The organism is Nocardia yamanashiensis, from assembly GCF_021183565.1.
Classification (GTDB): domain Bacteria; phylum Actinomycetota; class Actinomycetes; order Mycobacteriales; family Mycobacteriaceae; genus Nocardia; species Nocardia yamanashiensis.
Genome location: NZ_CP089226.1, coordinates 2,349,781 through 2,374,828 on the forward strand (window position 1 = coordinate 2,349,781; position 25,048 = coordinate 2,374,828).

Consider the following 25,048-nt stretch of genomic DNA (forward strand, 5'->3'; position numbering starts at 1 on the left):
GAACCACACCGCGAGAGCACCGTAAGATCGCCGGAATGAGCGATCGCGAGGAACTCAGCTGGGAACTATTCGGTGACGCGAGCCGCGAGCTCGCCCAGACCATCGCAGACGACGGATTCGAACCCGACCTCATCCTCTCGATCGCCCGCGGCGGCCTCTTCGTCGCCGGATCCCTCGGCTACGCCCTCGACGTCAAAAACCTCCACGTCATGAACGTCGAGTTCTACACCGGCGTCAACCAGCGCCTCGACCTGCCGGTCATGCTGCCGCCGGTCCCCAGCAAAGTCGACCTCACCGGCGCCACCGTCCTGGTCGCCGACGACGTCGCCGACACCGGCAAAACCCTCAAACTCGTCCGCGACTTCTGCGCCGACCATGTCGCCGAAGTCCGCTGCGCGGTCATCTACCAGAAACCGCACTCCGAAGTCGACTGCGAATACGTCTGGAAACGCACCGACCGCTGGATCAACTTCCCCTGGTCCGTACTGCCCCCGGTCGCCAAGCACGAAGTCCGCGTCCTCGACGCCTGAACGACGAAAACACAACGCGCCGGGTTCGATTCGAACCCGGCGCGTACTCGTTCGCTACGAAACGACCGATCAGACCAGCTCGGCCGACAGGATCGTGATCGGCTCGGTCGGCACGTCACCGTGACCCGCCTTGTTACCGGTCCGCACACCCTCGATCTGATCCACCACGTCGGTGCCCTCGACAACCTTGCCGAACACCGCGTAACCCCAGCCGTCCTGGCCCGGGTAGTTCAGGAAATCGTTCTTGCTGGTGTTGATGAAGAACTGCGCGCTCGCCGAATGCGGATCCGACGTACGGGCCATCGCCACCGTGTACTTGTCGTTCTTCAGGCCGTTGTTCGCCTCGTTGGTCACCTTGTTCGGAGCCGGCTTCTGCGACATATCCGCAGTCATGCCGCCGCCCTGAACCATGAAGCCCCGGATCACGCGATGGAACACCGTGTCCGCGTAGTGGCCCGCCTTGACGTAGTCGACGAAGTTCGCGACGGTCTTGGGCGCCTTGGCCTCATCGAGTTCCAGGGTGATATCCCCGGCGGAGGTCTTCAGGAGCACTTTGGTCATGCGCCCCATCGTATGGGAGACCCGGAACGGATAACCGCGCGGCACCGCAAGACCGCGATACGAACCACGCAAATGATTGCGGCACAACCACACTGGGCAACCCAAGGCTTGTTCGCCTTCGACACGATCACGGCGTCGGCGACCGTCCGAGGGCCAGCCCTCTTGTATTGGAAGCTCTTTAGTCGATTCGGTTGGACCGGAACGTTGATCGAGTGGTGAGGCGAGTATCTTTCAGACGAGAGAGACATGCGTAGATGCGCATAGTGTCATCTCCTAATCAGAGATACGTTCGGCCAGGGTGGCCGCGGCTCACGCTTCATACAGCTCGAGCGGTAGATCATCCGGATCCGAGAAGAACGCGAAGCGCTTGCCGGTGTACTCGTCCACCCGCACCTCCTCCACCGGCACGCCATGGGCGGCCAATTCCGCCAGGGCCTCCCCCACGTCCGGCACCAGGAACGCCAGATGCCGCAGGCCGGCGGCCTCCGGGCGCGAGAGCCGCGGGGGCGGCTCCGGGAACGAGAACAGCTCCAGCTGCCCGCCGTCCGGTAGCGCCAGATCGAGCTTGTACGAACGCCTTTCGGCCCGATAATGCTCGGCCAGCACCTTCAGTCCGAGCACCTCGGTGTAGAACGCCTTCGACTTCTCGTAGTCCGAGGCGATGATCGCGACGTGATGGATCCGCTGCAGCTCCACCCGGCAAACGCTAGACCACCCCTCCGACAGAAATCAGCCGGCGCGGCGGCGGCCTCCCCTCCCCCAGGCTGTTCTTCAGGTCAGTTCGCTCTATTTCTTGCGCCACCCCGACCTACCGAGCCACACATGCGTAGATGCGCATATTTCCATTAAAGTATGTAATAGATAGAGAATGGCCTGCCACGACGCAGCTCCGGTACGGCTAGATCGCGAGGGCGGCGGCCGCGGCGGCGAGCAACATCCCGCGATACATTCCGCCGAACAGGACGACGTGCACCAGCAGCGGATGCAGCTGGTGCAAGGGAATGCGTTGCCGCCAGCCGGAACTCAGCGGCGCGGCCTCGCCGTAGGCGGCGAAGACGCGTTCGAGCTGGGGCGATCCGAAGAGGGCGAGCATGGCGAGGTCGGTTTCCCGGTGCCCGCCGTGGGCGGCCGGATCGATCAGCCGCACTCCCCCACCGGTCCAGAGCACATTCCCCGACCAGAGATCGCCGTGAATGCGGCTCGGCGGTTCCGGTGGCCCGGCCAGGTCCGCGATTCGGTTCATGACCTGTTCGACGAGCCGGACCCCGTCACGGCCGAGATGAGGCGCGGCGGCGGGCAGGTAGGGCGCGAGGCGGCGTTCCGCGTACCAGCTCCCCCATTCGCCGGCGCTCGGTGAATTGTCCAGGGGCAGTTCGGCGATATAGCCGGGCCAGGGTGCGCCGTAGCCGGGCGGACTCGTGGCGTGGAGCTGGGCCAGGGCGCGGCCGAAGGCTTCGGCGGCATCGGCCGAGGCGGGTCCGGTTGTCAGCCAGGGCAGTACGAGCACGCGATCGTCGGCGGCCAGGACGTGCGGGACGAGCCGGGCGTCGCCCGCGTCCAGCCAGCGCAGGCCGGCGGCTTCGGCTTCGAGGACGCCGGGGTCGCCGTCCCGGTCGAGGGATTTCACGAAGAGGTCTGTCCCGCGCGCGGTTTCGGCGCGGTGCAGGGTCCATTCGTGGTTGTGCCCGATGGTGTCGAGCCGGGTGATGGTGTCGCCGAGCAGCCCGCCCAGGTGCGCGGTGAGGTCCATGACGACCCATTCTGGCCGATGCCGACCGGTCGCGTCGCTGACTCGGCTAATCGGCCGGGAGGACGATCCGTTCGCGCATGAACGCGCCGGTGACGGCGTCGGCCGGGAAGAAGGCTTCGATGGCGAGTTCGGCGACGGTGACGTTCATGGGGGTGCCGAAGACCGTGGTGACGCTGATGAACGCGAGTTCCTGCCCGTCGAGCCGCAGTCGCAGTGGGACGACGGCCTGGTCGGGTTCGGGCAGTCCGGGTGCGTCTTCGCCGCCGGGGTAGGCGCGGAGTTCCTCGAGCAGGGCGATGAGTTCGGGTGCGCCGCTGACGTCGATCTGGCGTTGTAGTCGTTCGAAGAGGTGCCCGCGCCATTCGGGGAGGTTGATGATGGCGGGTGCGAGTCCGTCCGGGTGCAGGCTCAGGCGCAGGGCGTTGACGGGCTGGGCGAGCAGTCGCGGGTCGACGCCGGCGAGGAAGAGGCCGATGCCGGCGTTCGCGTCGACCATGTTCCAGCCGGCGTCGACGGCGAGGGCGGGGTGTGGTTCGTGGCCGGTGAGGATTTGGCGGATGGCGCTGCGTACGGGTGCCATGGCGGGGGTGTCCAGGTCGGGTTCGGTGTAGACGGGTGCGTATCCGGCGGCGAGGAGCATGCGGTTGCGTTCGCGGAGGGGGATGTCGAGTTCGTCGGACAGGTGCAGGATCATCTGCCGGCTCGGGACGGCGCGGCCGGTTTCGATGAAACTGAGGTGCCGCGTGGAGGTTTCGGCTCGGCCGGCGAGTTCGAGCTGGCTGAGCCGCCGGGTGGTGCGCCAGTGTCGCAGTAGATCCCCGGCCGTCTGTGTACGCATGTCCCGATCCTACGAACGGGGTGCGGGGTGATCCATTACCTGCCGGGTAATCGCGATGGTGACGAAAGTCTGACGTGGGTGGTGGGCGGGGAACGGATCGCGGCGGGCCTCGCGTTGTATCGGTGTGCCACCACGAGGAGGTCCAATGGCCAAGGAGTACATCAAGAACCCCGCCGCGGTCGACGCGCTGTCGCCGGAGCAGTATCGGGTGACGCAGGAGAACGGTACGGAGCGGGCGTTCACGGGCGAGTACTGGGACAATCACGAGCCGGGTATCTATGTCGATGTGGTGTCCGGTGAGCCGTTGTTCGCGTCGGTCGACAAGTTCGACAGTGGGACGGGCTGGCCGAGTTTCACGCGTCCGGTGGAGTCGGGGAATGTGGTCGAGAAGCGGGATCTGTCGCATCTGATGATTCGTACCGAGGTGCGGTCGGCGCACGGTGACAGTCATCTCGGGCATGTGTTCACCGATGGTCCGCGGGCCGAGGGCGGGCTGCGCTACTGCATCAATTCGGCCGCGCTGCGTTTCGTTCCGCTCGATAGATTCGATGCGGAAGGCTATTCCGAGTACAAGGCTCTTTTCACGAAGGAGGAAGTGTGACCGACACGCGTAAGGCGATTCTGGCGGGTGGCTGCTTCTGGGGTATGCAGGATCTGATCCGTAGGCAGCCCGGTGTGCTGGCGACGCGGGTCGGCTACACCGGTGGCCGGAACGATCACCCCACCTATCGCAATCATCCGGGTCATGCCGAGGCGATCGAGATCGAGTACGACCCGGCGGTGACGGACTATCGTGCGCTGCTGGAGTATTTCTTCCAGATTCACGATCCGACGACGAAGGATCGGCAGGGGAATGATGTCGGTACTTCGTATCGGTCGGCGATCTTCTATACCGATGCCGAGCAGCAGGCGGTGGCACTCGACACGATCGCGGACGTGGAGGCGTCGGGTCTCTGGCCGGGCAAGGTGGTGACGGAGGTGACGCCGGCGGCTGATTTCTGGGAGGCCGAGCCGGAGCATCAGGATTATCTGGAGCGTTACCCGAACGGGTACACCTGTCATTTCCCGCGTCCGGATTGGAAGCTGCCGAAGCGGGCGGCTGCCGGTCAGTGATCGGGTAGTCGAATAGTCGCGGCGCCGCCGGAATTTTCCGGCGGCGCTGTCGTTTTCGTGGCGCTAGTGGCCGGGGCGGTGGATGGCGTAGTCGGCGAGGGTGATGGGTGGGTGGCCGCCGAGTTCGTGGATGGCGGGGGTGACCTGGTAGAGGCCGGTGCCTTCGCTCAGGAGGCGGAAGATCTCCCAGAGTTTGGTGAGGTGGTCGGCGGCGTGGCGGGTGCCGTAGTACTCGAGGGCCCAGGCGTGCCAGGTGTCGGGGTCGATGTCGCGGTAGGTGCGTCCGAGGGTGCGGGCCGCGGTGCCGATGGACTGGACGTCGCCGGTGAGGTGGACGATCGGTTCGGTTTTTCGTGCGGGGTCGGCGAGGAGGGCGGCGGCGACGCGGGCGACGTCGGCGGCGGCGACGAGCGGTAGTTCGGTGTGCTCGGGTCCGAGCGGGAGAGTTAGCGTTCTCGGGTCGCCGGTGTCGGCGATGAGGGCGAGGTTTTCGTGGAAGACGGCGGCGCGGAGGTGGATCGCGCCGATATCGGCCCAGTCGAGTATCTCTTCGGCGACCCAGTGCTGGCGCATGCGCGGGGTGAAGGCGTCGGGTCCGGCGGCGAGCTGGGAGACGGCGACGACGCGTTCGAGGCCGGTTTCGCGGGCGGCGACGGCGAAGGCGCCGGCGGCGTCGAGGAGGCCGTCGATGACGGGGTAGGTGAAGTAGGCGGCGCGGACGCCGTCGAGTGCGGTTCGGGCGTCGGCGAGGTCGCGGAGGTCGCCGACGAGGACTTTCGCGCCGAGGGCGCGGAGGACGGTCGCGCGTTCGTCGTCGCTGTGGACGAGGGCGCGGACGGGTATCCCGCGTCCGAGTAGTTGCGCTGTGAGATGCCGCCCGGTCGACCCCTGTCGTCCCCCGGCGGCACCGGTGACGAGTACCGGCTCCATCTCCCCACGGTACGGGCTTCCCCGTTGCGCCACAGCCACTTCCGCCGCTCCGCTCCCCCGGCGGGTGTTGACCTTGGTACCTCACCGTGGGTTTTGTCCGATTTTGCCACGGTGGTGTACCAAGGTCGATTCTCAGGCGGGGCGTTCGGTGCGGGCGGGTTCTTGGAGGTCGGCGGCGAGGAAGGTGAGGTGGCTGGGGTGGCGGGGGTCGAGGAGGAGGCTCTGGTCCTTGATATTTCGGTTCACGGAGGGGGTGAGGAAGTAGCGGGGCCAGCTCGCGCGGGTGATCGTGACGCGGAGGCGGTGCCCGGCGCGGAGGATCGCTTCGGTGGCGGTGATGTCGATATCGAGTTCGTGTGGGACGCCGGGCTTTACGGGGAGGAGGCTCTCGGCGGTGAGTGGATGGTCGGGGACGAGGAGCGCTCCGTCCCGGTAGCGGCTGTTCTTCTCGTCGATGGCGCGGCGGGTCGAGCGGAGGGCGCCGCGGGCGAGGACGGAGGAGGTGCCGTCGGGGGCGACGTCGCAGACGGTGGCGGCCCAGAAGGCTTCGGTGCCGCCGGCTGCTACGCGAAGGTGCAGGTTCAGGGGGCCGGTGAGGAGGGTGTCGGTGTCGAGGGGCGGGCTCGTGAAGGTCAGGGCGGCGGTTTCGTAGGCGCGGTCGTCGATGGACCAGGAGCGGCCGAGGAGGGTCGGGAGGCCGCAGAGGATCCAGCTCGTCGTCTGTGAGGTGAGGCCGGGGCGCTTGCGGGGCAGGCGGATTCGGCGCGGGTGCCGGTCGGGGTGGGCGGTGAGGGAGCCGTCGCTCGCGGCGTGCGGGGCCGCGCCGCTGGGTTCGGGCGAGAGGTACCGGGTACGGGTCCGGGCGGCGGGCGGGGTGAAGCTGTCGCGGCTGACCCAGCCGCCGCCGATCTGGCGGAGGGTGACGGGCCCGTAGGCGTCGATGCCGTTATCGATGCCTTTCACCCAGCGGTCGAAGAAGGCGCACTGGAGCTCGTCGAGGCGCTGCGGGTTCTCCTCGGCGCCGAAGCCGCTGCCGGGATTGACGTGGTAGCCGTCTTCGATGACGAGTTGTGCCGCGCCGGGCGGTAGTCCGAGGCGTTCGTAGAGGGCGGGTGCGGAGCGGGAGAAGACGTCGTGCCAGCCGGCGTGGATCCAGGTGGCGGCGGTGAAGTTCTCGAGCCGGGGGCGGCGTAGGCGGGCGTCGTCGTGGTAGAAGTGCTCGCGGTGCCCGTCGTCGAGGATCGCGCCGGTGATGTCGCCGAGGCGGGTGAAGGGGCTGGCGGCGCGGTCGCGCAGGTAGCGGGCGGCGGCGCCGGTTTTGAGCAGGCCGGGGATGGAGGGTAGCCATTTCAGGCCGTTCACGCCGGCGAACCAGGCGAGGGTGAACATCGATTGGGTGCCGCCGGTGAGGATGAGGTCGCGGGTCGGGTCTTCCGAGCCGACGAGGGAGAAGACGGCTTTGAGGCCTTCGGGGCGGTGCCCGGCGGTCTGGAGTGCCGTCAGGGCGAGGTAGGAGATGCCGGTCATGGCGAGATCGCCGTTGCACCAGGGCTGTTCGCGGACCCAGGCGAGGACTTCGAGGTGGTCGCCTTGTTCGCGGTCGGACATGATCTCGAGGCGGCCGGTGGAGGTGCCGGTGCCGCGCACGTCGACGGCGATGTGCACGTAGCCGCGGGAGATGAGGGTGCGGCTCGCGCGCACGGATTCGAGGGCGCCGCCGCCGAGGGCGCGCAGCATTTCCCGGCCGCCGGCGCGGCCGTGCGGGGAGGGTGGGACGAGGCGGTAGACGAGCGGTGCGGCGATCGAGACGGCGTTGATGACCGGGTTCGCGCGGGTCATGAGGGTTTTGTTGTAGGGGGTGAGGGTGATGACGGCCGGTAACGGGGTGGTGATGGCGTGGCCGTCGCGGTCGGCGGGGCGGGTGATGTCGGCGGACAGGACGGTGCCGTCGCTCATCCGGATGGCGGTGCCGCGCTCAAGGTGGATGCGCGGGTAGCGGGCGGGCCCGATCGGGAAGCGGGCGTTCGGCGGGAGCGGGACGCTCCGCGCGGGCAGGGCGGGCGAATGCTGGTGCGGTTGCGTCATTGTCGGCTCCTTTGCCGAGTCCGCCCGCCACCTCGCGGGCGCGTTGTCTCAGACGGTAGCGCGCCCGCGGGGTGTGTGTCATCGGTGCGAAGTGCCGAATTCCGGTGCCCGGACGGTGCATTCGACCAAGGTCCGGAAACGTTGCCGGACAGAGACTTTCACGTTATCCGGCACGCCGCCGAGGTGTCGGGGGCCGTGCGGGATTCACAGTTCCCGGATCACCCGGGCCGGATTGCCCGCGGCGAACACCTTGTCCGGTAGCGAGCGCGTCACCACGCTGCCCGCACCGACGACAGTATTCGCGCCGATGTTCACCCCCGGGCAGACGATCACTCCGCCGCCGAGCCACACATTGTCACCGATCGTGATGGGCGCGGCCGTCTCCCAGCGTTGCCGGCGCAGTTCGTGATCCGCCATCGGATGCAGGGCCGTGAGCAGTTGGGCGCGCGGGCCGATCGACACGTCGTCGCCGATCGTCACCGGGGCGCAGTCCAGCACGATCGCGTCGTAGTTCAGGAAGCTGTTGCGGCCCAGGCGGATCAGATGCCCGTAGTCGCATTGGAAGCGCGGCATGATCCAGGAGCCCTCCCCGATCTCGCCGAACAGATTCTCGAGGATCGTCCGGCGCTGCGCGTCCTCCCCCGCGCGCGTGGCATTGAACTCGTCCAGCAGCTCCTGGCAGCGGCGGCGCTCGGCGAGGAGTTCGGGATCGTTATCGCGGTAGAGCTCACCGCGCAGCATGCGGTCCTTGTGTTCACCCACCCGACCCATCCTGCGCGACCGCGCCGTGTGTCGCACCCGCGTGTCTCTGGTATCACGGAGAGCGTGAAGATCGGATTCTCGCTCCCGCAGCACGGTTCGCAGGCCCGGCAGGGGGCGCAGGCGGCGCGGTTCGCCGCCGCGCTGGAAGCCGCCGGGGCCGACAGTCTCTGGGTCGGGGAACGGGTGCTGGCGGCGGCCGCACCGAGCGTGGGGTACGCGGGCAAGGACACCATTCCCGAGGAATTCGATTCCGTGCTGGATCCTTTCGTGATGCTCGGGATCGCGGCCGCGGTCACCGAGCGGGTGCGCCTGGGCACGAATGTGCTGATCGCGCCGCTGCATCGGGCGGCGTTCCTGGCGCGGTCGCTGACCACCCTGGACGTGGTCAGCGGCGGGCGGCTGGTGCCGGGGTTCGGGATCGGGTGGTCGCCGGAGGAGTACGAGGCGGCGGGGGTGCCGTTCGCGCGGCGCGGGGCGCGCCTGGAGGAGACTCTCGATGCGCTGGAAGCGATCTGGACCACCGATCCCGCCGGGTATCGGGGGCGGTTCGTGACGGTGCCGGAGCATCGCAGCGCCTTGGCGACGGTGCAGCGGCCGCGGCCGCCGATCTGGCTGGGGTCGTTCACGCCCGCCGGTCTGGCGCGGGTCGGGCGGCGCGCGGACGGATGGCTGCCGGTGGCGCCGGTGCCGGGGCCGCCCGGGTGGGGTAAGCAGTTGCTGAAATTGCGCGCCGTGGTGGATCAGGCGGCGGAGGCGGCCGGGCGGGATCCGGGGGCGATCGGGACCATCGTGCGGGTGAACGTGGCGGCGGGGGCCACCGTCGCGGCGATCGCGGACACGATCGAACAGGTCGCCGCCGATACCGGGTTCGACGATTTCTTCATCGATCTGATGTACGTGACCGATTCGGTGGACGCGATGCTGGAGCTGGCGACCGGGCTGCTGGACCGGCTGCGCTGACACGCCCGGCCCGACTGCGGCCGGGTGCCGGCGTGGCGGCGGTAGCGTCGAGCTCCGGAAGCGCTGTAGCCCGGCCGGATACGGAAGGTGGCAGTCATGGCCGAGACGGTCCAGGAGTACTTGGAAGGGTTTCCCGGCGAGGTGCGCGCGCAGCTCGAGCAGGTGCGCGCCACCATTCACCAGGCGGTGCCCGGGGCTACCGAGACCATCAGCTACGACGTGCCCGCCATACAGATCGACGGGCATTCGGTGGTGTATTTCGCCGGGTGGAAGAAGCACCTCAGCGTGTACCCGGTGCCGGAGGGGGATGCCGCGTTCGAGGCGGCCATCGCACCGTATCGCGCGGGCAAGGGGACGCTGAAGTTCCCGCTGGACAAGCCGATTCCCTTCGCGCTGATCGGTGACGTGGCCGCGCGGCTGGCCCGGCGGCGCGGCCACTGACCCGTCAATTACGGGCCGAATAGCGCGAGAGGTTGAACCCCTGCCAGCTGTCCTGGGAGAGCCGGTCGCGGATCGCGCGCGCCAGATCCGAGCGCAGCGGCTCGGGCAGCCGGTCAATGGCGGGCAGCGCATCGGCCGACAGTTCGCTCAGATAGTGCGCATCGATGGCTTTGCCCGCCTCGCGCCGGTCGATATTGCGGTCGGCGATGAATCGTTCCGGATTCAGCACCGCCAACCCGACCAGCAGACCCAGTGCCGTCCCCACCGCGGCACGGGTCATCCAGCCGCGCCGCAGGGACACCAGCCCCGCCAGCACCAGCAGATAGACCACACCGATCCAGAATTCGAACCCGATCACCAGCAGCCGCAGCACGGTGAACCCGTACGCCTGCTGATAGGTCCACATCCGATGCGCCGCCGAGGCCACGATCACCAGCGACAGCCCGCCGACCAGACCGAGCAGCCCGCGCAGCCAGACCCGGTCCGCCGCCGATTCCCGTGCCGCCCAACGCCATACGGCCGCGATCAGCAGCAGCGTCACGATGGTCACCATCGACAGCTGCCAGAACCCGCTGCGCGCGTACTCGGCGTAGGTCAGCCCCGCCGTTCGCTGCACATACCCGTCCCCGCCGAACAACACCACCACCTGCGTGGCCACGAACACCGCGAACACCACGCACAGCGCCGCCACCGGGATCGCCCATTCCAGCCGGGCGAACGTGCGCCCGCCATCCTCGGCGCGCGGACCCGGCGGCGGACCGGCCAGCAGATACAGCGCGCCTGCCGCGCCCATGGCACCGAGCACGAACACGATCACCCAGCGCGCGACCGCCGCGCCGTCGAGCCGCGGCGTCAAACCCGCCACCAGTTCGGCGAACACCGCGTCCGCCCCCGCCAGCAGCGGCACCACCACGATCAGCAATGCCACCGTCCCCAGCACCGACCACACGATCCGCCCCGACGCGACCGCCGCCTCCTCCCCGCGCCGCCAGCGCATCCGCTCCACCCCGCGCGCCACCCACGGCAACGCAAACAGCGCCGAAATCGGCACCGCGAGCACCTCGAACACGATCCCGTACACCGACCGCCGACCCAGCACCGCCAGCGACCCGGCCAGCGCCGCCCCCACGGCACAGACCACGAAAAGCCAAGTCGCATCGCGGAACACCCCCACCGCCAGCAATACCAACGCCAGCGCCGTCCACACGATCCGCTCCCGCCGCACCGCGGCAGGACCTCTCGAGCCCACGCCGCCCGAATGACCGGACTCCGGACCGGAACCGTTCCCGCCAGCCGCCCCCGACCCGCCCGCGACGTTCGCGCCGCCCATTCCCGGCTCATCGGCATCACCCGGCCCAGCCGATCCCACGCCACCGACGGCGTCGGCACCGACTACTCCCCCGCCCCCGACGGCACCGGGACCGGCCACTCCCCCGTCATCGGCGGCATTCGATCCAGCTGTTCCCAGAGCATCAGCCGCGCGCGGTCTGGCCGCGCTCCCGTCGTCAGCAACGCTCGATCCAGCTGCTTCCGACTCATCGGCGACGGACCGCCTCGCCACGCTCGAGCCATCAGCCACGCTCGAACCAGCCGTTCCCGGAGCATCGGCGACGGACGGCCTCGCCACACTCCCGTCACCAGCAACGCTCGAACCAGCTGCTTCCGACTCATCGGCGACGGACCGCCTCGCCACGCTCGAGCCATCAGCCACGCTCGAACCAGCCGTTCCCGGAGCATCGGCGACGGACGGCCTCGCCACACTCCCGTCACCAGCAACGCTCGAACCAGCTGCTTCCGGAGCATCGGCAGGAATCCGCCCGCTCACTCCGGAATCATCGGCGACGATCGGCCCGGCCGTTTCCGGTCCAGCGGTGTCGGTCCGAGCCGGATCATGCTCGGGCGCATCGGGTTTCGTCGCGTTCGTGTCCGGGCTCGCCTCCGCACCTGGGCGGCGGGCCGCGCGATCCACCGCGAAAACCGCACCCGCCGTGACCGATCCGGCCAGCAGCCACCCGATCCCCGGGCGATCCAGCGGAACGAACACGGCCGCGGCCACACCCGCGAGCGCGATCGCGGGCAAGGTGCCGCGCGGCATCGGGACCCGTACCGAACGCGGCGGTACCTGGTGAGCTGTCGCGACGGGCCACGGCAACGCCCCGACGCCGGGACCTTTCGTGCCAGCTCCCTGGGCTGCGGGACCGGTTGCTACCGGCATGCGCCAGTGCGGCGCGGCGACGGGCAGCGACTCGATCGGCACCGAGGGCTGCCCGGTGGCCGGTGTCCAGGCCGCCGGCCACGCCGACTGATCAGTGCCCGGGGTGTTGTCCGAGGCGACGGTCGCGACCACGCTCGGCTCCGCCGTTGCCGGACCGTGAGCGGCCGTGAGAACCGCATGGGCGGCTGCGGTGTCAGCGGGCAGACCCGTCGGGGTGGAGCCGTCGGCTCCGTTGGATCGCGCCGGCGAGTCGTCCACGCGGCGTTCAGGGTTCGATACCTGCCCGCCACCGCCCGGTGGATCGCCCGGCAGGGGTTGCACGGCATCGCCATTTCGTGTGTGGGCCGCAGCGGTATCCGGTGCGGCGGCCCGATTGTCCGGGCTCGGCGCGCCCATTTCCGGATCGGGTGGGATCCGGTCGGCGGATTCGGGTGTGGGACTCGGTTCGGCGGGTTCCGGTGTGTCCGGCATCGGTGTCATCCTTCGGTAGGTATGCGGGAGCGGCCCGGGGCCACTCGGCGGGACGGGAAGGGTTGGGTGGGAAGGGGTTACGGGGCCGGGAGGGTGATGCGGATACGGGAGCCGGGGTCGGCGACGGCGATGGTGCCGTTGTGCAGGTGCACGATCCAGCGGGCGATGGCCAGGCCCAGGCCGGTGCCGCCGTTGGTGTGACCGCCGCGGGTGAAGCGTTCGAAGACGCGGGCGCGTTCGGCCGGCGGGATGCCGGGGCCGTCGTCCTGGACTTCGATGACCGTGCCGGTGCGGGCGGCATGAGCGTGGATGCGGACCTCGCCGTGCGCGGGGCCGTGGCGGGTCGCATTGTCCAGGAGATTGAGCAGGACCTGATGCAGGCGGGCGCGGTCGGCGTGCACGAGCAGGCCCGGATCGCCGAGGTGGATGGAGAAACGGACGCCGCGGTCGACGGCGGCGGCCATCACTTCGGCTTCGGCGACAACCTCTTTCAGCAGCGGTTGCAGCGGGACGGGTTCGCGGTCGAGATGGACGGCGCCGGCTTCGATGCTCGAGAGCGCGAGCAGTTCGGTGACCAGCAGGCTCAGGCGTTCGGTCTGGGCGAGGGCGGTGCGCAGGGTGGCCGGATCCGGTTCGGCGACGCCGTCGACCAGGTTCTCGAGAACCGCGCCCAGAGCCGTGATGGGGGTGCGCAGTTCGTGCGAGACGTTCGCGATGAAGTCGCGGCGCTGCTGATCGGCGGCGGCCAGGTCGGCGGCCATGTGATTGAACGCCTCGGCGAGCTGCCCGACCTCGTCCTGGGAGGTGGCGCGCACCCGGCGCGAATAGTCGCCCTGCGCCATGTGTTTGGCCGCGGCCGTCATCTCCCGCAGCGGGCGGGTCATGCCGTGGGCGAGCAGCTGTGAGGTCACCAGGGCCAGCAGCATGGCGGCCAGGGTGGTCTTGGGCGGCAGCCAGCCGATGCGCAGCGCGAAGAAACCGAACGCGACCGCGCCCGCGCCGACCATGAGAATGGCGAGCTTGACCTTGATCGAACGCACCCGATCGAGGGGCCGGGGCAGCCAGCCGCGAATCCAGTCCGCGATCGCGCCCGCGGCCGCCCGCACCATCGCAACGATCCTCATCGCGACTCCAGGGCGTAACCGACCCCGTGCACGGTCCGGATCAGATCCGCGCCGAGCTTGCGGCGAAGCGCCTTGATATGGCTGTCGACCGCGCGCGTCCCCGACGCATCCGCCCACCCCCACACCTCGCTGAGCAGCCGCTCGCGCGCCAGCACGGTGCGCGGCCGTTTCGCCAGATGCACCAGCAGCTCGAATTCCAGCGGCGTCAGCTGGGTTTCGGTCTCGGCGCGCCATACCCGCCGCTGATCCAGATCGATCCGCAGATCCCCCGCCACGATGGTCGCCGCGGGCACGGCGGTGCGCTCCACCCGCCGCAGCAGCGCGTGAATCCGCGCGGTCAGCACCCGCAGCGAGAACGGTTTCGTCAGATAGTCGTCCGCGCCGACGCCGAGCCCCACCAGTACATCGGTCTCGTCGGTGCGCGTGGTGAGCATCAGGACCGGCACCGGCCGCCGCGATTGGATCCGCCGGCACACCTCGAGCCCGTCGAAACCCGGCAGCATCACATCCAGCACCACCAGATCCGGATCGACCTGTTCGAAGGCCGCCACCCCCGCCGGCCCGTCGTGGGCCAGATCCACGGTGAAACCCTCGGCCCGCAATCGCGCCGCGATCGACTCGGCGATGGTCGGCTCGTCCTCCACCACGAGGATGCGCCGGCCGGTGCGCTGACTGTGTTCCATGCAGGTGACCCTAGGAGGTCGGCGTGGAGATGGTCGGCATCGCGTGTGAAGATCCTGTGGAGACGCCGCTCACGGCACCTGCGCAGCGGATCCGAACCGCCGCGCCGTAACATGTCCGGGTGCGCTCACCGACGGATCACACCGCGCCCCTGCGCGGCGCTGCCGTCGGCGCCGCGTCCGGAGCGGTCGCGATTCTCGCCCACGCACTCGGCGGCGGGACCGCGTTCCCGGACGGTCCGGCGCTCACCCTGTTGTTCGCGGCCTGCACGGTCATCGGTGTCGTGGTCGCCTCGATCCGGCTTCGTCATCCCCTGCTCGCGGTGATGGGCATGCTCGCCCTCGGGCAGACCGTCGGGCACTTCGCGTTGACGATGTCACCGGGCCACGCCGGGCATCACGGCCTCACCCCGACCATGCTCACCGCGCATCTGCTGGCGATCCCGCTCGGCGCGTTCGTGATTCGCGCCGCCGAGGCCGGTCTGCGCCGGGCGCTGACCAGTGTGCGACGGTTCATCCTCACGCTTTTCCGCGCCCCGCGTCCCGCGCCGGCGCGGCCCCGCCGTATCCGGCACGACGATCGTGCGCGCGTGCGGCGTCTGCTCGTCAGCCCGGGTATCGCGCGGCGCGGCCCGCCCGCACCCCACGCTTCACTTCTCCACCTCGTTCCGGCCTGACCGGACGAACCTCACCGGACCGGAGGGCTCGGCGCGATCGCGAGATCCGCTGCAGCGCCGACACCGTGCGGTGACCGCCGCTGAGCGGCAGCCGACCCCAGGCGGGATGCGACACCGCGCAGGACCGGCGGCACGCCGTCGCGGCGGACTCGGATCGCGTCGTCGACGACCGGCCTCAGACACGGCCGCGACAGTGCGCGGCCACCGGCCTCCGCTACGGTTCGTCCTGCTCAGCGCGTGGTTATCGCCCGCACCGGAGTCCTGCTTCCGGCTGGGTCCACCGTGGTCCTGCACGCGCGGACGGCCGTGCCTCGAGGTGGATTCCCCTGTCTCCCCGACGAATCGGAGTTCCGTCATGTCCCAATTCCCGCACTGCCACCGCTTCCGCCTGCGCACCGGCGGTTTCGCCCGCCGCCTGGGGGTCGCCACCGCCGTGTCCACCTTGGCGCTGCTGCCGGTGGCCTGCTCGTCCTCGCCCTCCTCCGATAGCGCGGCCAAGGCCGCCGACCAGGTGACCATGACCGATCAGTGGATCAAGGCCGCCGACAGCGGCATGTCGGCCGCGTTCGGGCAACTCGCCAACAAGAGCGACCGGCCGGTCCAGCTGGTGGCCGCGTCGAGCCCGGCATCGGCGCGGGTGGAGATTCACGAGGTGGTGGCCGACGCGCCCGGCGGCGACAAGACCATGCGCCCCAAGGAAGGCGGGCTCACCATTCCCGCGCACGGCACCGCGACCTTGAAGCCCGGCGCGGAGCATCTTATGTTCATGGATCTGAAGGGCCCGCTGCGCACCGGCGCGGAAACGCCCATCACGCTGACCTTCTCGGACGGTTCGACCACGACCGTCACCGCGCAGGTGCGTGATTTCGCGGGCGGTAAGGAGAACTACGCGCCCACGACCGGCAATGCCGCGCACGGTGGCTGAGCCGATTCCCGCGACCGCCGATCCGGGCGCGGGGTCTCGCGCGCGGGTCTCGCGCCGGCGGCTGCTCGGCGGTGGCGCGGCCGCCGCCGGGGTCGCCGGTGCGGCCGGAATCGGCTGGGCCGCCGCCACCGCCGGGCATCGCGAGCACGATCGGGATGCCGGTCTCGACACCGTGCCGTTCTACGGTCGGCATCAGGCGGGCATCGACACCGAACCTGCCGCGTATGTGGCGTTCGTTGGGTTCGATCTGGCGCCGGGCTCCGATCGCGACGATGTGATCGGCCTGCTGAAGATCTGGACCGACGACGCCGCCCGCCTCACCCAGGGCCGTCCCGCACTCGCCGACACCGAACCGGAACTGGCCGCCCGGCCCGCCCGGCTCACCGTGACGGCCGGATTCGGGCCGCGCTTGTTCACGGTGGCCGGGCTCGAATCGCAGCGCCCGTCCTGGCTGAAACCGTTGCCCGCGTTCACGATCGACAGGCTCGATCCGGCCTACACGGGGGCGGATGTCATGTTGCAGGTCTGTTCCGACGAGGCCACCACGGTGTCGCATGCGGTGCGGGTGCTGTGCAAGCACGTGAAGTCGCTGGTGACGGTCCGGTGGGTGCAGCGCGGTTTCCGCAATGCCCCCAAGGGCCGGACCATGCGCAATCTGATGGGGCAGGTCGACGGCACCGTCAATATCGCCCCCGGCACACCGGATTTCGATCGGCTGATCTGGTGTGACGACAGCGCGCGTCCCTGGCTGGCCGGCGGCACCTCCCTGGTGTTGCGGCGCATCGCCATGGATTTGGACGCCTGGGACGAGCTCGATGCCGACGGGCGCGCGATCACCATGGGCCGCACCGACTCCAATGGCGCTCCGCTCGGCGGCACCGGCGAATTCGACGAGCCGGATTTCGCCGCCGTGGATCAGTTCGGCATTTCGGTGATCCCGCCGTCCTCGCATATCGCGCGGGCGCACCATCAGAACGACACCGAGCGGTTCCTGCGGCGCGGCTACAACTACGACGACGCACCGGCCCCCGGGCAGGTGTCGAATTCGGGGTTGCTGTTCGTGTCCTGTCAGCGCGATATCGATGCCCAGTTCCTGCCGGTGCAGGCGCGCTTGGCCGAGTTCGACGCGCTCAACCGGTGGACCACACCGGTCGGTTCGGCGGTCTTCGCGATTCCGCCGGGGGTGCCCGCGCCCGGTGGCTACCTGGGGCAGCAGCTGTTCGAGAGCTGACCGGGGCCGGCCGGACCGCGTATGAGGAGGCGGTCCGGCCGGTAGCCCCGCGACGCCCGGGCATGGCGGCCGGTTGCCCGGGGATCGCCGTTAGGGTGACCGCATGACCGTGCTGCGCTCGATTCCGCTGTTCGCGCTCGCCGCCGTCGCCGAGATCGGTGGGGCGTGGCTCATCTGGCAGGGTGTGCGCGAGCATCGGGGCTGGGCGTGGATGGGCGCGGGGGTGCTCGCGCTCGGGGTGTACGGGTTCGTGGCCACCTTGCAGCCCGATGCCAACTTCGGCCGGATCCTCGCGGCCTACGGCGGGGTGTTCGTGGCGGGCTCGCTGCTGTGGGGCATGGCCCTGGATGGTTTCCGGCCGGACCGCTGGGATGTGATCGGCGCGCTGGTCTGCCTGGCGGGTGTCGCGCTCATCATGTACGCGCCTCGTTCTACGTGAAACCAACTGGGGGCGAACTGCATTCACGCATCCGATGCAAACCTTCCGGTCCGATGCCGTCGTGCAGTCGATGCAAACTCGCAGTGCGCCGGTCGATTACGCGCCGCCGCCCAGTAGCGCGTCGACAATCCCGCGGGCGGTCGGGATCGCGGACTCGTCACCCATCTGCGTGGCGGTATTGGCCGCCGAAACCAGGGCATCGAGCTGGAATGCCAGCGCGTGCGGTTGCTGCCCGGTGAGCAGCCCCTGCTCCTGGGCGCGGCGAATCTCCTTCTCCAGCACCGCCAGCCAGTCGTGGTGATCGGCGGCCAGCGCATCGCGCACCGGGCCGGGACGGCTGTCGAACTCGGCCATGCCCGCGACCCGGAAGCAACCGCCCGGCATGGCCGGCTCACCGATGTAGACGAACCAGTGCTCCATGTAGGCCCGTAGCCGTTCGATGCCGCGCGGCCGCGAGACCGCCGGGCGCCACACCACGTCGATGAACACCTCGCGCGCCGATTCCACCGCGGCCAGTTGCAGGTTCTCCTTGCTGCCGAAGAGCGTGGCCACCCCGCTCTTGCTGACTCCCAGATCCGTGGCCAGCCGCCCGAGACTGAGCCCGTTGAGCCCTTCGACGGAGGCGACCTCGGCCGCGCGGCGGGCGATGGTGGCGCGGGCACGCGCGCCCTTCAGCAATCTCTGATCGGAAATCTGCTGGTCGGAGGTCTGGATCGGATCGGCCACCCCACCATCATGACACCGCGGCCTTGCAAATACGAACGATCGGTCGTACTTTTCAGAAATACGCACGATCGTTCGTACACTTCCGGCTTCGCTTCGAAAGTTCCCCCATGACAGACACATCCGCGCGGCACACCCCCGCGCCACCCACCGCCCACCCACCCAGAAACGCCGCCGCGGCTGCGACGGCCCCTGCCCCGTCCGCGTCGACTCCGGACGGGGCAGGCCCAGGCGCAACCGGTGCGGACGCCTCCGCCCGCTCGGCACGCCGGGCCCTGCTCGTCGCCTGCGGGGCCGCGTTCGTCGCCTTCCTCGACCTGTCGGTGGTGAACATCGCCTTCCCCGCCATCAGCCGCGATTTCCCCGGCACCGCGGCCACCAGCCTCACCTGGGTGGTCAGCGGGTACGCCGTCGCGTTCGCCGCACTGCTCACCCCGGCCGGGCGGCTCGCCGACGCGCTCGGACGCGGGCGCGTATTCCTCTACGCCCTGGCCGCTTTCGCGCTTACTTCACTGCTGTGCGCACTTGCACCCGGTGCAGAATGGCTCATCGCGGGCCGCTTCCTGCAGGGCGCGAGTGCCGCGTTCCTGATTCCGGCCGGGCTCGGGGTCGTGCTCAGCACCACCGCGCCCGAACGCATCGGCGTCGCCATGGCGGCGTGGACGGCGGCGGGCGGGTTCGCCGCGACCGTCGGCCCGGCCGCGGGCGGCGCACTCGTCGATTGGTTCGGCTGGCGTTCGGTATTCGTCATCAATGTGCCGATCGTGGCCCTGCTCCTCGGATTCGGGCTGAGCCTGGCGCGCGGGGAGGTTCGTCACGGTGACGGCCTGCCCGATCTGCTGGGCACCGCCGCCACCGCGCTCGGCATCGGTGGCGTGGTCGCGGCCGTCACGCAAGGACAGCCGTGGGGCTGGACCGATCCGCGCACGCTCGCCTGCGGAGTCGGCGGCCTGGCGCTGATCGTGTTCGCGCTGTGGCGTTCCCGGCGCCATCCGCGCCCGGCCATCGCGGTCGGGCTGTGGCGCAGTCACCGCTACGCACTGGTCAATGCCACCGCATTCGTCTTCGGCGCCACCATGTTCGCGTGGCTGCTGGCCGGACCGCTGTGGCTGGACGCCATCTGGCACTACTCGGTACTCGAGTCGGCGGCGGCCATGACCGTCGGCGCGATCGCCTCGATGGTGACCGCCGTGGCCGCCGGGCGCGCACCCGAGGCGGCACAGCGCCGGCTCGGCGTGCTCGGCGCGCTGATGTTCGCCGCCTCCACCCTCTATATGAGCACCGGCATGTTCGACACCACCCCAGAACTGTGGAAGGGCTGGATTCCCGCCGGGATCCTCGGCGGCGACGGCATCGGCCTGATCGTCACCGTGCTGGGCACCACCGCCGCCAGATCGCTGCCCCCGCAACGCTTCGCCGCCGGGGTCGGCATGAACCTCACCGCCCGCCAAGCCGGTGGCGCACTCGGCGTGGCCGTCCTGGCCGCGGTCTTCGCCGCCCACCCGGCCGACCCCCTGGCCGCCTTCCACACCCTGTTCGCGGTCTGCGCCGGCATCGCCCTCGCCGCGGCCGTGCTCGCCGCGCTGCCCGCCCGATCCGAGGAGAACCTGTGAGCCACACCGCCATCGCCGCCACCGGCACCACCGCGCCGGCCACCGAGAACCCGACGCTGACCCCCGCCGGCATCGACGCACCCGCCTCCGCGGGCGCGCTCACCGAGGCCGATGACCCCATGCTGCTCGACGACCTCACCGCCGCCGCGCTCCTGCAGTACGTGCCGTGGCGGCGCTTCGCGGTCATCGGCGATTCCACCGCCGCGGGCACCGGGGACTCCTGGCCCGGCTACCGCGACATCCCGTGGGCCGATCGGGTCGCCCACGCGCTCGCGACCGCCCATCCCGGCAGCGCCTACCTCAATACCGGCCAGGTCGGCGCGCTCATCGCCGAAGTCCGTGCCGGGCAACTCGACGCGCTCCGCGATTTCGCACCGGATCTGGTGCACATCAGCTGCGGCGGTAACGACCTGTTCCGGCGCGACGCGGATCTGGCACAGGTGGAACGCGAGCTCGACGAACTGTGCACGCTCGCGGCGAGCACCGGGGCGCGGCTGTCGATGTTCACCCTCGCCGATGCGCTGCGCGGCAAGTTCATCGCCTTCCGCCCGCTGTTCGAGGGTTTCGCCGAACTGGTGCGGCGCGTGGCCGCCCGCCACGACGCGATCCTCACCGAGTTCTGGGCCCACCCGGGCGCACAACGCCCGGACTGGCTCAGCGCCGACCAGATCCACCTGACCATGGCCGGGCACGCGGTGGTAGCCACCGAGATCATCAAATCGCTGGCGTACCGGGCGAACTCGGCACACTGAGCGATCGCCTCTGCGCCTGGGACGGTGCGCGGTGCGGCGGTTCCCGCCTCGCCCGCACCGTTCCGCCGGAGCGCTCCGGCGCGGTGGACGAATCACGGTGAGCGGGACGCTGGCCTGAGGCCGGGGCCGGTCCTACTCTCGTGCGACACAACGATTCGACCAGCAGAAGAGCAGGACGTCGCGGTCGGGTGCGCGCCTCCGCTGGACCCGGGACGCCGATCGCCGACCGGCCGCGGTCGCGTCCGGAAGGAGATGCACCGTGGCACAGGCCGTCCGCTTCTACCAGACCGGTGGGCCCGAGGTATTACGCTGGGAGAGCGCCGAAGTCGGCGAGCCGGGGCCGGGCCAGGTGCGGATTCGACACGAGGCGGTCGGCTTGAACTTCGCCGACACCTATTTCCGCACCGGCCTCTACCCGGCGGCGCTGCCGGCCGGTATCGGCGTCGAAGCAGCCGGCGTGATCGAGGCGGTCGGCCCGGGCGGCAGCGAATTCCGGGCGGGTGACCGCGTGACCTACACCGGCAGCCCCCTCGGCGCCTACAGCACCGAACGCGTCTTGCCCGCCGAGCACCTGATCCGGTTGCCCGCAGAGATCGCCTTCGACACCGCCGCCTCGATGACCATGCGCGGCCTCACCGCCGCATACCTGCTGCGGCGCATCCACCCGTTGCGCGCCGGAGACACCGTGCTGCTGCACGCGGCCGCCGGCGGCGTCGGCTCACTGTTCACCCAGTGGGCGAAACTGCTGGGCGTCAACGTGATCGGGACGGTGTCGAATGCGGACAAGGCCGAGATCGCCCGTGCGAACGGCTGCGAGCACGTCGTGGTCTACACCCGCGAGAACCTCGCCGAACGAGTCCGCGAGATCACCGGCGGCCAGGGCGTGCCCGTGGTCTACGACAGCATCGGAAGAACCACCTATCAGTCCTCACTGGAATGCTTGGCACGGCGCGGACTGCTCGTCTGCTTCGGCACCGCCTCGGGCCCGGTCCCCCCGATCGACGCCATGCAACTGGCGGTGCGGGGTTCGCTGTTCGTGACGCGCCCCGCGCTCGCCGACTACATCGCCGATCCTGCCGAACGAGCCGAACTCGCGGGTGAGCTCTTCTCCCATGTCGCCGCGGGCCGCATTCGCGTCGATATCAATCAGCGCTTCCCGCTCTCGGAAGCCCAGCAGGCCCACCGTGACCTGGAGGCCGGTCGCAGCGTCGGCACCTCGGTCTTCGTGCTCTGAAACGCCGAAACGCCGACCGGTGCGACGATGTCCACCTCCCCGAGGGCACAACTGAAAGTTGTGGTTCGCGGGTAGTCTGCGGGCATGTTCAATTCCGCCCTGTCGCCCGCCGACGAGCCCCTCGATTCGCGGCGGCTCCAGCAGTTCCTGTGCGTCGCAGAGCATTCGGGGTTCAGCCGGGCGGCCGAGCAACTACATCTGAGTCAGCAGGCGCTCAGTAGCTCGGTCGCGAAACTGGAATCACAGCTCGGGGTTTCGTTGTTCGATCGCAGCGGACGCCGCGTGCGGCTCACCCCCGCCGGTGAGGCGCTGCGCGCGGGAGCGTCGGTGCTGCTGGCGGCCGGTCAGGTGCTGGCGCGTCAGGTGCGTGAAGCCGCCGCGCAGGCGCGCCGGCCGTTCGTCGTGGCCCACACCCCGGCGGTGACGGCCGAGGAAGTGCACGGGGTGCTCGAGCCCATCCGCCACGGCCTGCCCGAGGTGTCGGTCACCGCCGTGCAGATGTTCCCCGGCGATCTCGAATCCGCCGTCCGGAACGGCACCGTCGATCTCGCGCTGCGGCGCGGCACGACCACCTCGACCGTGCTGGCGTCGGCGGTGATCGCCTACCATCCGCTCAATATCGCGGTGGCGCGCGGACATCGGTTCGCCGAGCGCCGCAGCGTGGCGGTGGCGGAACTGCGCGGCGGGCCGATCGTGGTGTGGGCGCCCGCGGGCAAGTCGTTCTACACCGACTTCATCCTGAGCACCTGCCGCCGCGCCGGTTTCGAACCGACGCTCACCGTCAACCGGATCCAGGGCACCACGCCGGTCACCGCCGTACTCGACTATCCGGACGCGGTCGCCTTCGTCACTACTGCCCCGGGACCGGCGCTCGGGGGCGCGGTGCGGATCATCGCCCTCGACGATCCGCCCTTGGCGCCGGTGCAGGCGGTGTGGCTGCCGCATACGCGGTCGGCGATCCGTGACCTGCTGATCTCGATGGACAAGCAACAGTTGTGATTACACCAATAGATTGTGTTTCCTATTTGTGAATACCGTTCCTAGGGTCGAAATCGCAAGCCAGCGAATCGATACGAAGGAACTCCACCATGAGCAACGCATTGACCGGCAAATCAGCGATCGTGGCCGCGGGCGCGAAGAACCTGGGCGGGCTGATCAGCACGTCCCTCGCCGGACAGGGCGCGAACGTGCTGGTGCACTACAACAGCGCGAGCACCGAACCCGACGCCGACAAAACCGTCGCCGCCGTCCGGGCCGCCGGCGCCGAGGCGGTCAAGTTCCGGGCCGACCTCACCGTCCCGGCCAATGTCGTGGCGCTGTTCGATGCCGGAATCGACGCCTTCGGCTCGATAGACATCGCGGTCAACACCGTCGGCAAGGTGCTGCGCAAGCCCATCGTCGAAACCACCGAAGCCGAATACGATTCGATGTTCGGCATCAATGCCAAGGCCGCCTATTTCTTCCTCCAGGAAGCCGGTAAGCGCCTGGCCGACAACGGCAGGATCGTCACCGTCGTCACCTCGCTGCTCGCGGCGTTCACCGACGGCTACTCCACCTACGCCGGCGCCAAATCCCCCGTCGAGCACTTCACCCGCGCCGCCGCCAAGGAGTTCTCCGCCCGGGGCATCTCGGTCAACAATGTCGCGCCCGGCCCCATGGACACCCCGTTCTTCTACCCGCAGGAGACCCCGGAGCGGGTGGAGTTCCACAAGTCCCAGGCCATGGGCGGTCGCCTGACCCGCATCGAGGACATCGCTCCGCTCGTGCGATTCCTGGTCACCGACGGCGGCTGGGTCACCGGCCAGACCATCTTCGCCAACGGCGGCTACACCACCCGCTGAACCGGCCACCGGCCCCCGGGCGCATCCACCGGGGGCTGCTCGCGACCGCGTGCCAGCCACGGCGGATCCGCCGATCTCACCCGTTTCGGGTGGTTCCTTCGCCCGAGCGGTCACCGACACTCGGAACGGCCCGGCCCGGAACACACCATGCCGATTCACCCCCGCGGCCACCGCAGGACCGTGGATGCGAAGGAGATGCACATGCGCGCAGGAACAGCCCGCTCATCGGCGATCGCCGCGATCGCCGCGATTGCCGTCCCGCTGGTCGCTCTCACCGCCCCGTCCGCCTCGGCCCAGCAGCCCACGCCGGCCGCGGATCAGCCCACCGCGGTCCGCGCAGGCCAGCCTTTCCGTGTAGAAGCCGACGCACCGTATATCAGCATCACCATCTGCGTGCACATACCCACGCCGGGATCGGCCACCTTGGATTGGTGCTGGCCGTAACGCAATCGCCGGATATCGGACCACCACCGCGGCCCGGGTCGCGCGGCGCCTGCACGGCTGCGGCGGCGAGCGCTACCGGACCCGGACGCCATATTGCGATTGCATTTGCAATAGCAAGGTCTACCTTGAACTTCTCGTATTGTGCTCTCGTTTGCCGTATGCCAGGATCGACCGCATCGGCGCGGGGGAAGCGGTGTGAGGCGGCCGAAATGCTGCATCGGCGCAGCACTTTTCGACTGTTCGGTACACCGTAAGGAGCGCGATGGGCGCCATTCTCTTCAGCAAAGATGTCCCGGGAACCCTCGGATCACTGTACGAGACCATTGTCTCCCCGGGCACGTGGGAGCACTGGTTCGGCATTCACCGCGATTTCGTGGGCACCCCGCCGGTGCGACTGGTCCAGGGTTCGACCTTCGCCTCCGAGGTGCTGCTGCACGGAATGAGCGAGGAGGTGGAGTGGACGGTCACCAAACTCGACGCGCCCAACCAGATTTCGTTGCGCGGCCACGGGCATGACGGCGTGCGGTGCGACTTCAGCTACTGGCTGCAACCGTGCGACACCGGCACCACCGTCACCGCGAGCATCGTGTTCTCGGGCCCGTTGATCACCCCGAGCGTCTCGACCGCGCTCGAAGCCGTCGGATACGACCAATTGGATTGCACCCTGGGGCAACTCGCCGAACTCGCCTACGCCCTGCACAACTGAGGC

Annotated in this window: 28 protein-coding genes; 17 read left to right on the forward strand and 11 right to left on the reverse strand. The window is 69.5% G+C overall.

The window, feature by feature from the left end:
• Positions 1 to 35: 35 nt before the first annotated feature.
• A complete protein-coding gene (locus tag LTV02_RS11410) occupies positions 36 to 530 on the forward strand; it encodes a phosphoribosyltransferase (RefSeq protein ID WP_067709131.1) in 495 nt (164 codons plus the stop codon).
• Positions 531 to 599: 69 nt separating this feature from the next.
• On the opposite strand, the gene LTV02_RS11415 is transcribed toward LTV02_RS11410, so the two are convergent.
• The 4 genes from LTV02_RS11415 to LTV02_RS11430 all read right to left on the reverse strand — a co-directional run bounded on the left by LTV02_RS11415 (position 600) and on the right by LTV02_RS11430 (position 3,679).
• The gene (locus LTV02_RS11415; protein ID WP_233039967.1) at positions 600 to 1,091 is read right to left on the reverse strand and encodes a peptidylprolyl isomerase; all 492 of its coding nucleotides are present in this window, start codon (positions 1,089 to 1,091) and stop codon (positions 600 to 602) included.
• A gap of 309 nt (positions 1,092 to 1,400) precedes the next feature.
• Positions 1,401 to 1,787, reverse strand: a complete 387-nt coding sequence (gene gloA2, locus LTV02_RS11420) for an SMU1112c/YaeR family gloxylase I-like metalloprotein (protein WP_233039968.1) — start codon at positions 1,785 to 1,787, stop codon at positions 1,401 to 1,403.
• 202 nt (positions 1,788 to 1,989) lie between these two features.
• Entirely contained in the window at positions 1,990 to 2,841 is an 852-nt protein-coding gene (locus LTV02_RS11425; RefSeq protein WP_233039969.1) for a fructosamine kinase family protein, read from the reverse strand.
• A 46-nt stretch (positions 2,842 to 2,887) separates the two neighbouring features.
• The gene (locus LTV02_RS11430) at positions 2,888 to 3,679 is read right to left on the reverse strand and encodes a helix-turn-helix domain-containing protein (RefSeq protein WP_233039970.1); all 792 of its coding nucleotides are present in this window, start codon (positions 3,677 to 3,679) and stop codon (positions 2,888 to 2,890) included.
• Positions 3,680 to 3,824: 145 nt separating this feature from the next.
• On the opposite strand from LTV02_RS11430, the gene msrB reads away from it, so the two are divergent.
• Together msrB and msrA are read left to right on the forward strand one after the other, a co-directional pair.
• Positions 3,825 to 4,280: a peptide-methionine (R)-S-oxide reductase MsrB gene (msrB, locus tag LTV02_RS11435; RefSeq protein WP_233039971.1), complete on the forward strand. Its 456-nt coding sequence runs from the start codon at positions 3,825 to 3,827 to the stop codon at positions 4,278 to 4,280.
• A gap of 44 nt (positions 4,281 to 4,324) precedes the next feature.
• Complete coding sequence (msrA, locus tag LTV02_RS11440; protein ID WP_408639353.1) at positions 4,325 to 4,792, forward strand: peptide-methionine (S)-S-oxide reductase MsrA; 468 nt, start codon at positions 4,325 to 4,327, stop codon at positions 4,790 to 4,792.
• 63 nt (positions 4,793 to 4,855) lie between these two features.
• On the opposite strand, the gene LTV02_RS11445 is transcribed toward msrA, so the two are convergent.
• The 3 genes from LTV02_RS11445 to LTV02_RS11455 all read right to left on the reverse strand — a co-directional run bounded on the left by LTV02_RS11445 (position 4,856) and on the right by LTV02_RS11455 (position 8,569).
• Complete coding sequence (locus tag LTV02_RS11445; RefSeq protein WP_269821623.1) at positions 4,856 to 5,722, reverse strand: NAD(P)H-binding protein; 867 nt, start codon at positions 5,720 to 5,722, stop codon at positions 4,856 to 4,858.
• Between the two features lie 132 nt (positions 5,723 to 5,854).
• Positions 5,855 to 7,807 carry a CocE/NonD family hydrolase gene (locus tag LTV02_RS11450; protein ID WP_233039973.1) on the reverse strand — a complete coding sequence of 651 codons (1,953 nt, stop codon included), beginning with the start codon at positions 7,805 to 7,807 and terminating at the stop codon, positions 5,855 to 5,857.
• 204 nt (positions 7,808 to 8,011) lie between these two features.
• On the reverse strand, positions 8,012 to 8,569 hold the full coding sequence (locus tag LTV02_RS11455) for a sugar O-acetyltransferase (protein ID WP_233039974.1): 558 nt from the start codon (positions 8,567 to 8,569) through the stop codon (positions 8,012 to 8,014).
• A gap of 63 nt (positions 8,570 to 8,632) precedes the next feature.
• Between LTV02_RS11455 and LTV02_RS11460 the strand changes: the two genes are divergently transcribed.
• Together LTV02_RS11460 and LTV02_RS11465 are read left to right on the forward strand one after the other, a co-directional pair.
• Positions 8,633 to 9,529 (forward strand): TIGR03619 family F420-dependent LLM class oxidoreductase, encoded by an 897-nt coding sequence (locus LTV02_RS11460; RefSeq protein WP_233039975.1) that lies wholly within the window; start codon positions 8,633 to 8,635, stop codon positions 9,527 to 9,529.
• 96 nt (positions 9,530 to 9,625) lie between these two features.
• A complete protein-coding gene (locus LTV02_RS11465; protein ID WP_233039976.1) occupies positions 9,626 to 9,970 on the forward strand; it encodes an iron chaperone in 345 nt (114 codons plus the stop codon).
• A gap of 4 nt (positions 9,971 to 9,974) precedes the next feature.
• Here LTV02_RS11465 and LTV02_RS11470 read toward each other — a convergent pair whose 3' ends face one another.
• The gene (locus LTV02_RS11470; RefSeq protein WP_233039977.1) at positions 9,975 to 11,300 is read right to left on the reverse strand and encodes a DUF4153 domain-containing protein; all 1,326 of its coding nucleotides are present in this window, start codon (positions 11,298 to 11,300) and stop codon (positions 9,975 to 9,977) included.
• An 844-nt stretch (positions 11,301 to 12,144) separates the two neighbouring features.
• On the opposite strand from LTV02_RS11470, the gene LTV02_RS39230 reads away from it, so the two are divergent.
• Positions 12,145 to 12,276, forward strand: coding sequence for a hypothetical protein (locus LTV02_RS39230; protein WP_269821624.1), 132 nt, complete (start codon positions 12,145 to 12,147; stop codon positions 12,274 to 12,276).
• Positions 12,277 to 12,733: 457 nt separating this feature from the next.
• Here the strand turns inward: LTV02_RS39230 and LTV02_RS11475 are convergent, their stop codons facing one another.
• Both LTV02_RS11475 and LTV02_RS11480 read right to left on the reverse strand, forming a co-directional pair.
• On the reverse strand, positions 12,734 to 13,765 hold the full coding sequence (locus LTV02_RS11475; protein WP_233041550.1) for a HAMP domain-containing sensor histidine kinase: 1,032 nt from the start codon (positions 13,763 to 13,765) through the stop codon (positions 12,734 to 12,736).
• 11 nt (positions 13,766 to 13,776) lie between these two features.
• Entirely contained in the window at positions 13,777 to 14,463 is a 687-nt protein-coding gene (locus LTV02_RS11480; RefSeq protein ID WP_233039978.1) for a response regulator transcription factor, read from the reverse strand.
• Between the two features lie 119 nt (positions 14,464 to 14,582).
• Here LTV02_RS11480 and LTV02_RS11485 point away from each other — a divergent pair, with 119 nt between their 5' ends.
• The 4 genes from LTV02_RS11485 to LTV02_RS11500 all read left to right on the forward strand — a co-directional run bounded on the left by LTV02_RS11485 (position 14,583) and on the right by LTV02_RS11500 (position 17,732).
• A complete protein-coding gene (locus tag LTV02_RS11485; protein ID WP_233039979.1) occupies positions 14,583 to 15,137 on the forward strand; it encodes a hypothetical protein in 555 nt (184 codons plus the stop codon).
• 355 nt (positions 15,138 to 15,492) lie between these two features.
• Positions 15,493 to 16,062, forward strand: coding sequence for a copper chaperone PCu(A)C (locus LTV02_RS11490; protein WP_233039980.1), 570 nt, complete (start codon positions 15,493 to 15,495; stop codon positions 16,060 to 16,062).
• On the forward strand, positions 16,055 to 17,293 hold the full coding sequence (locus tag LTV02_RS11495) for a Dyp-type peroxidase (RefSeq protein ID WP_233039981.1): 1,239 nt from the start codon (positions 16,055 to 16,057) through the stop codon (positions 17,291 to 17,293). The genes LTV02_RS11490 and LTV02_RS11495 overlap by 8 nt, the downstream gene beginning before the upstream one ends.
• Positions 17,294 to 17,396: 103 nt before the next feature.
• Positions 17,397 to 17,732, forward strand: coding sequence for a YnfA family protein (locus tag LTV02_RS11500; RefSeq protein WP_233039982.1), 336 nt, complete (start codon positions 17,397 to 17,399; stop codon positions 17,730 to 17,732).
• Positions 17,733 to 17,828: 96 nt separating this feature from the next.
• On the opposite strand, the gene LTV02_RS11505 is transcribed toward LTV02_RS11500, so the two are convergent.
• A complete protein-coding gene (locus LTV02_RS11505; protein ID WP_233039983.1) occupies positions 17,829 to 18,458 on the reverse strand; it encodes a TetR/AcrR family transcriptional regulator in 630 nt (209 codons plus the stop codon).
• Positions 18,459 to 18,565: 107 nt separating this feature from the next.
• Here LTV02_RS11505 and LTV02_RS11510 point away from each other — a divergent pair, with 107 nt between their 5' ends.
• The 7 genes from LTV02_RS11510 to LTV02_RS11540 all read left to right on the forward strand — a co-directional run bounded on the left by LTV02_RS11510 (position 18,566) and on the right by LTV02_RS11540 (position 25,045).
• Positions 18,566 to 20,068 carry an MFS transporter gene (locus tag LTV02_RS11510; RefSeq protein ID WP_233039984.1) on the forward strand — a complete coding sequence of 501 codons (1,503 nt, stop codon included), beginning with the start codon at positions 18,566 to 18,568 and terminating at the stop codon, positions 20,066 to 20,068.
• Positions 20,065 to 20,820, forward strand: a complete 756-nt coding sequence (locus LTV02_RS11515; RefSeq protein ID WP_332909572.1) for an SGNH/GDSL hydrolase family protein — start codon at positions 20,065 to 20,067, stop codon at positions 20,818 to 20,820. The genes LTV02_RS11510 and LTV02_RS11515 overlap by 4 nt, the downstream gene beginning before the upstream one ends.
• A 259-nt stretch (positions 20,821 to 21,079) precedes the next feature.
• Positions 21,080 to 22,054: a quinone oxidoreductase family protein gene (locus LTV02_RS11520; protein ID WP_233039985.1), complete on the forward strand. Its 975-nt coding sequence runs from the start codon at positions 21,080 to 21,082 to the stop codon at positions 22,052 to 22,054.
• Between the two features lie 84 nt (positions 22,055 to 22,138).
• The gene (locus LTV02_RS11525) at positions 22,139 to 23,053 is read left to right on the forward strand and encodes a LysR family transcriptional regulator (RefSeq protein ID WP_233039986.1); all 915 of its coding nucleotides are present in this window, start codon (positions 22,139 to 22,141) and stop codon (positions 23,051 to 23,053) included.
• A gap of 89 nt (positions 23,054 to 23,142) precedes the next feature.
• Positions 23,143 to 23,895 (forward strand): SDR family oxidoreductase, encoded by a 753-nt coding sequence (locus LTV02_RS11530; RefSeq protein WP_233039987.1) that lies wholly within the window; start codon positions 23,143 to 23,145, stop codon positions 23,893 to 23,895.
• 201 nt (positions 23,896 to 24,096) lie between these two features.
• Complete coding sequence (locus LTV02_RS11535; protein WP_233039988.1) at positions 24,097 to 24,339, forward strand: hypothetical protein; 243 nt, start codon at positions 24,097 to 24,099, stop codon at positions 24,337 to 24,339.
• Positions 24,340 to 24,601: 262 nt separating this feature from the next.
• A complete protein-coding gene (locus LTV02_RS11540) occupies positions 24,602 to 25,045 on the forward strand; it encodes an SRPBCC family protein (protein ID WP_233039989.1) in 444 nt (147 codons plus the stop codon).
• Positions 25,046 to 25,048 lie beyond the last annotated feature (3 nt).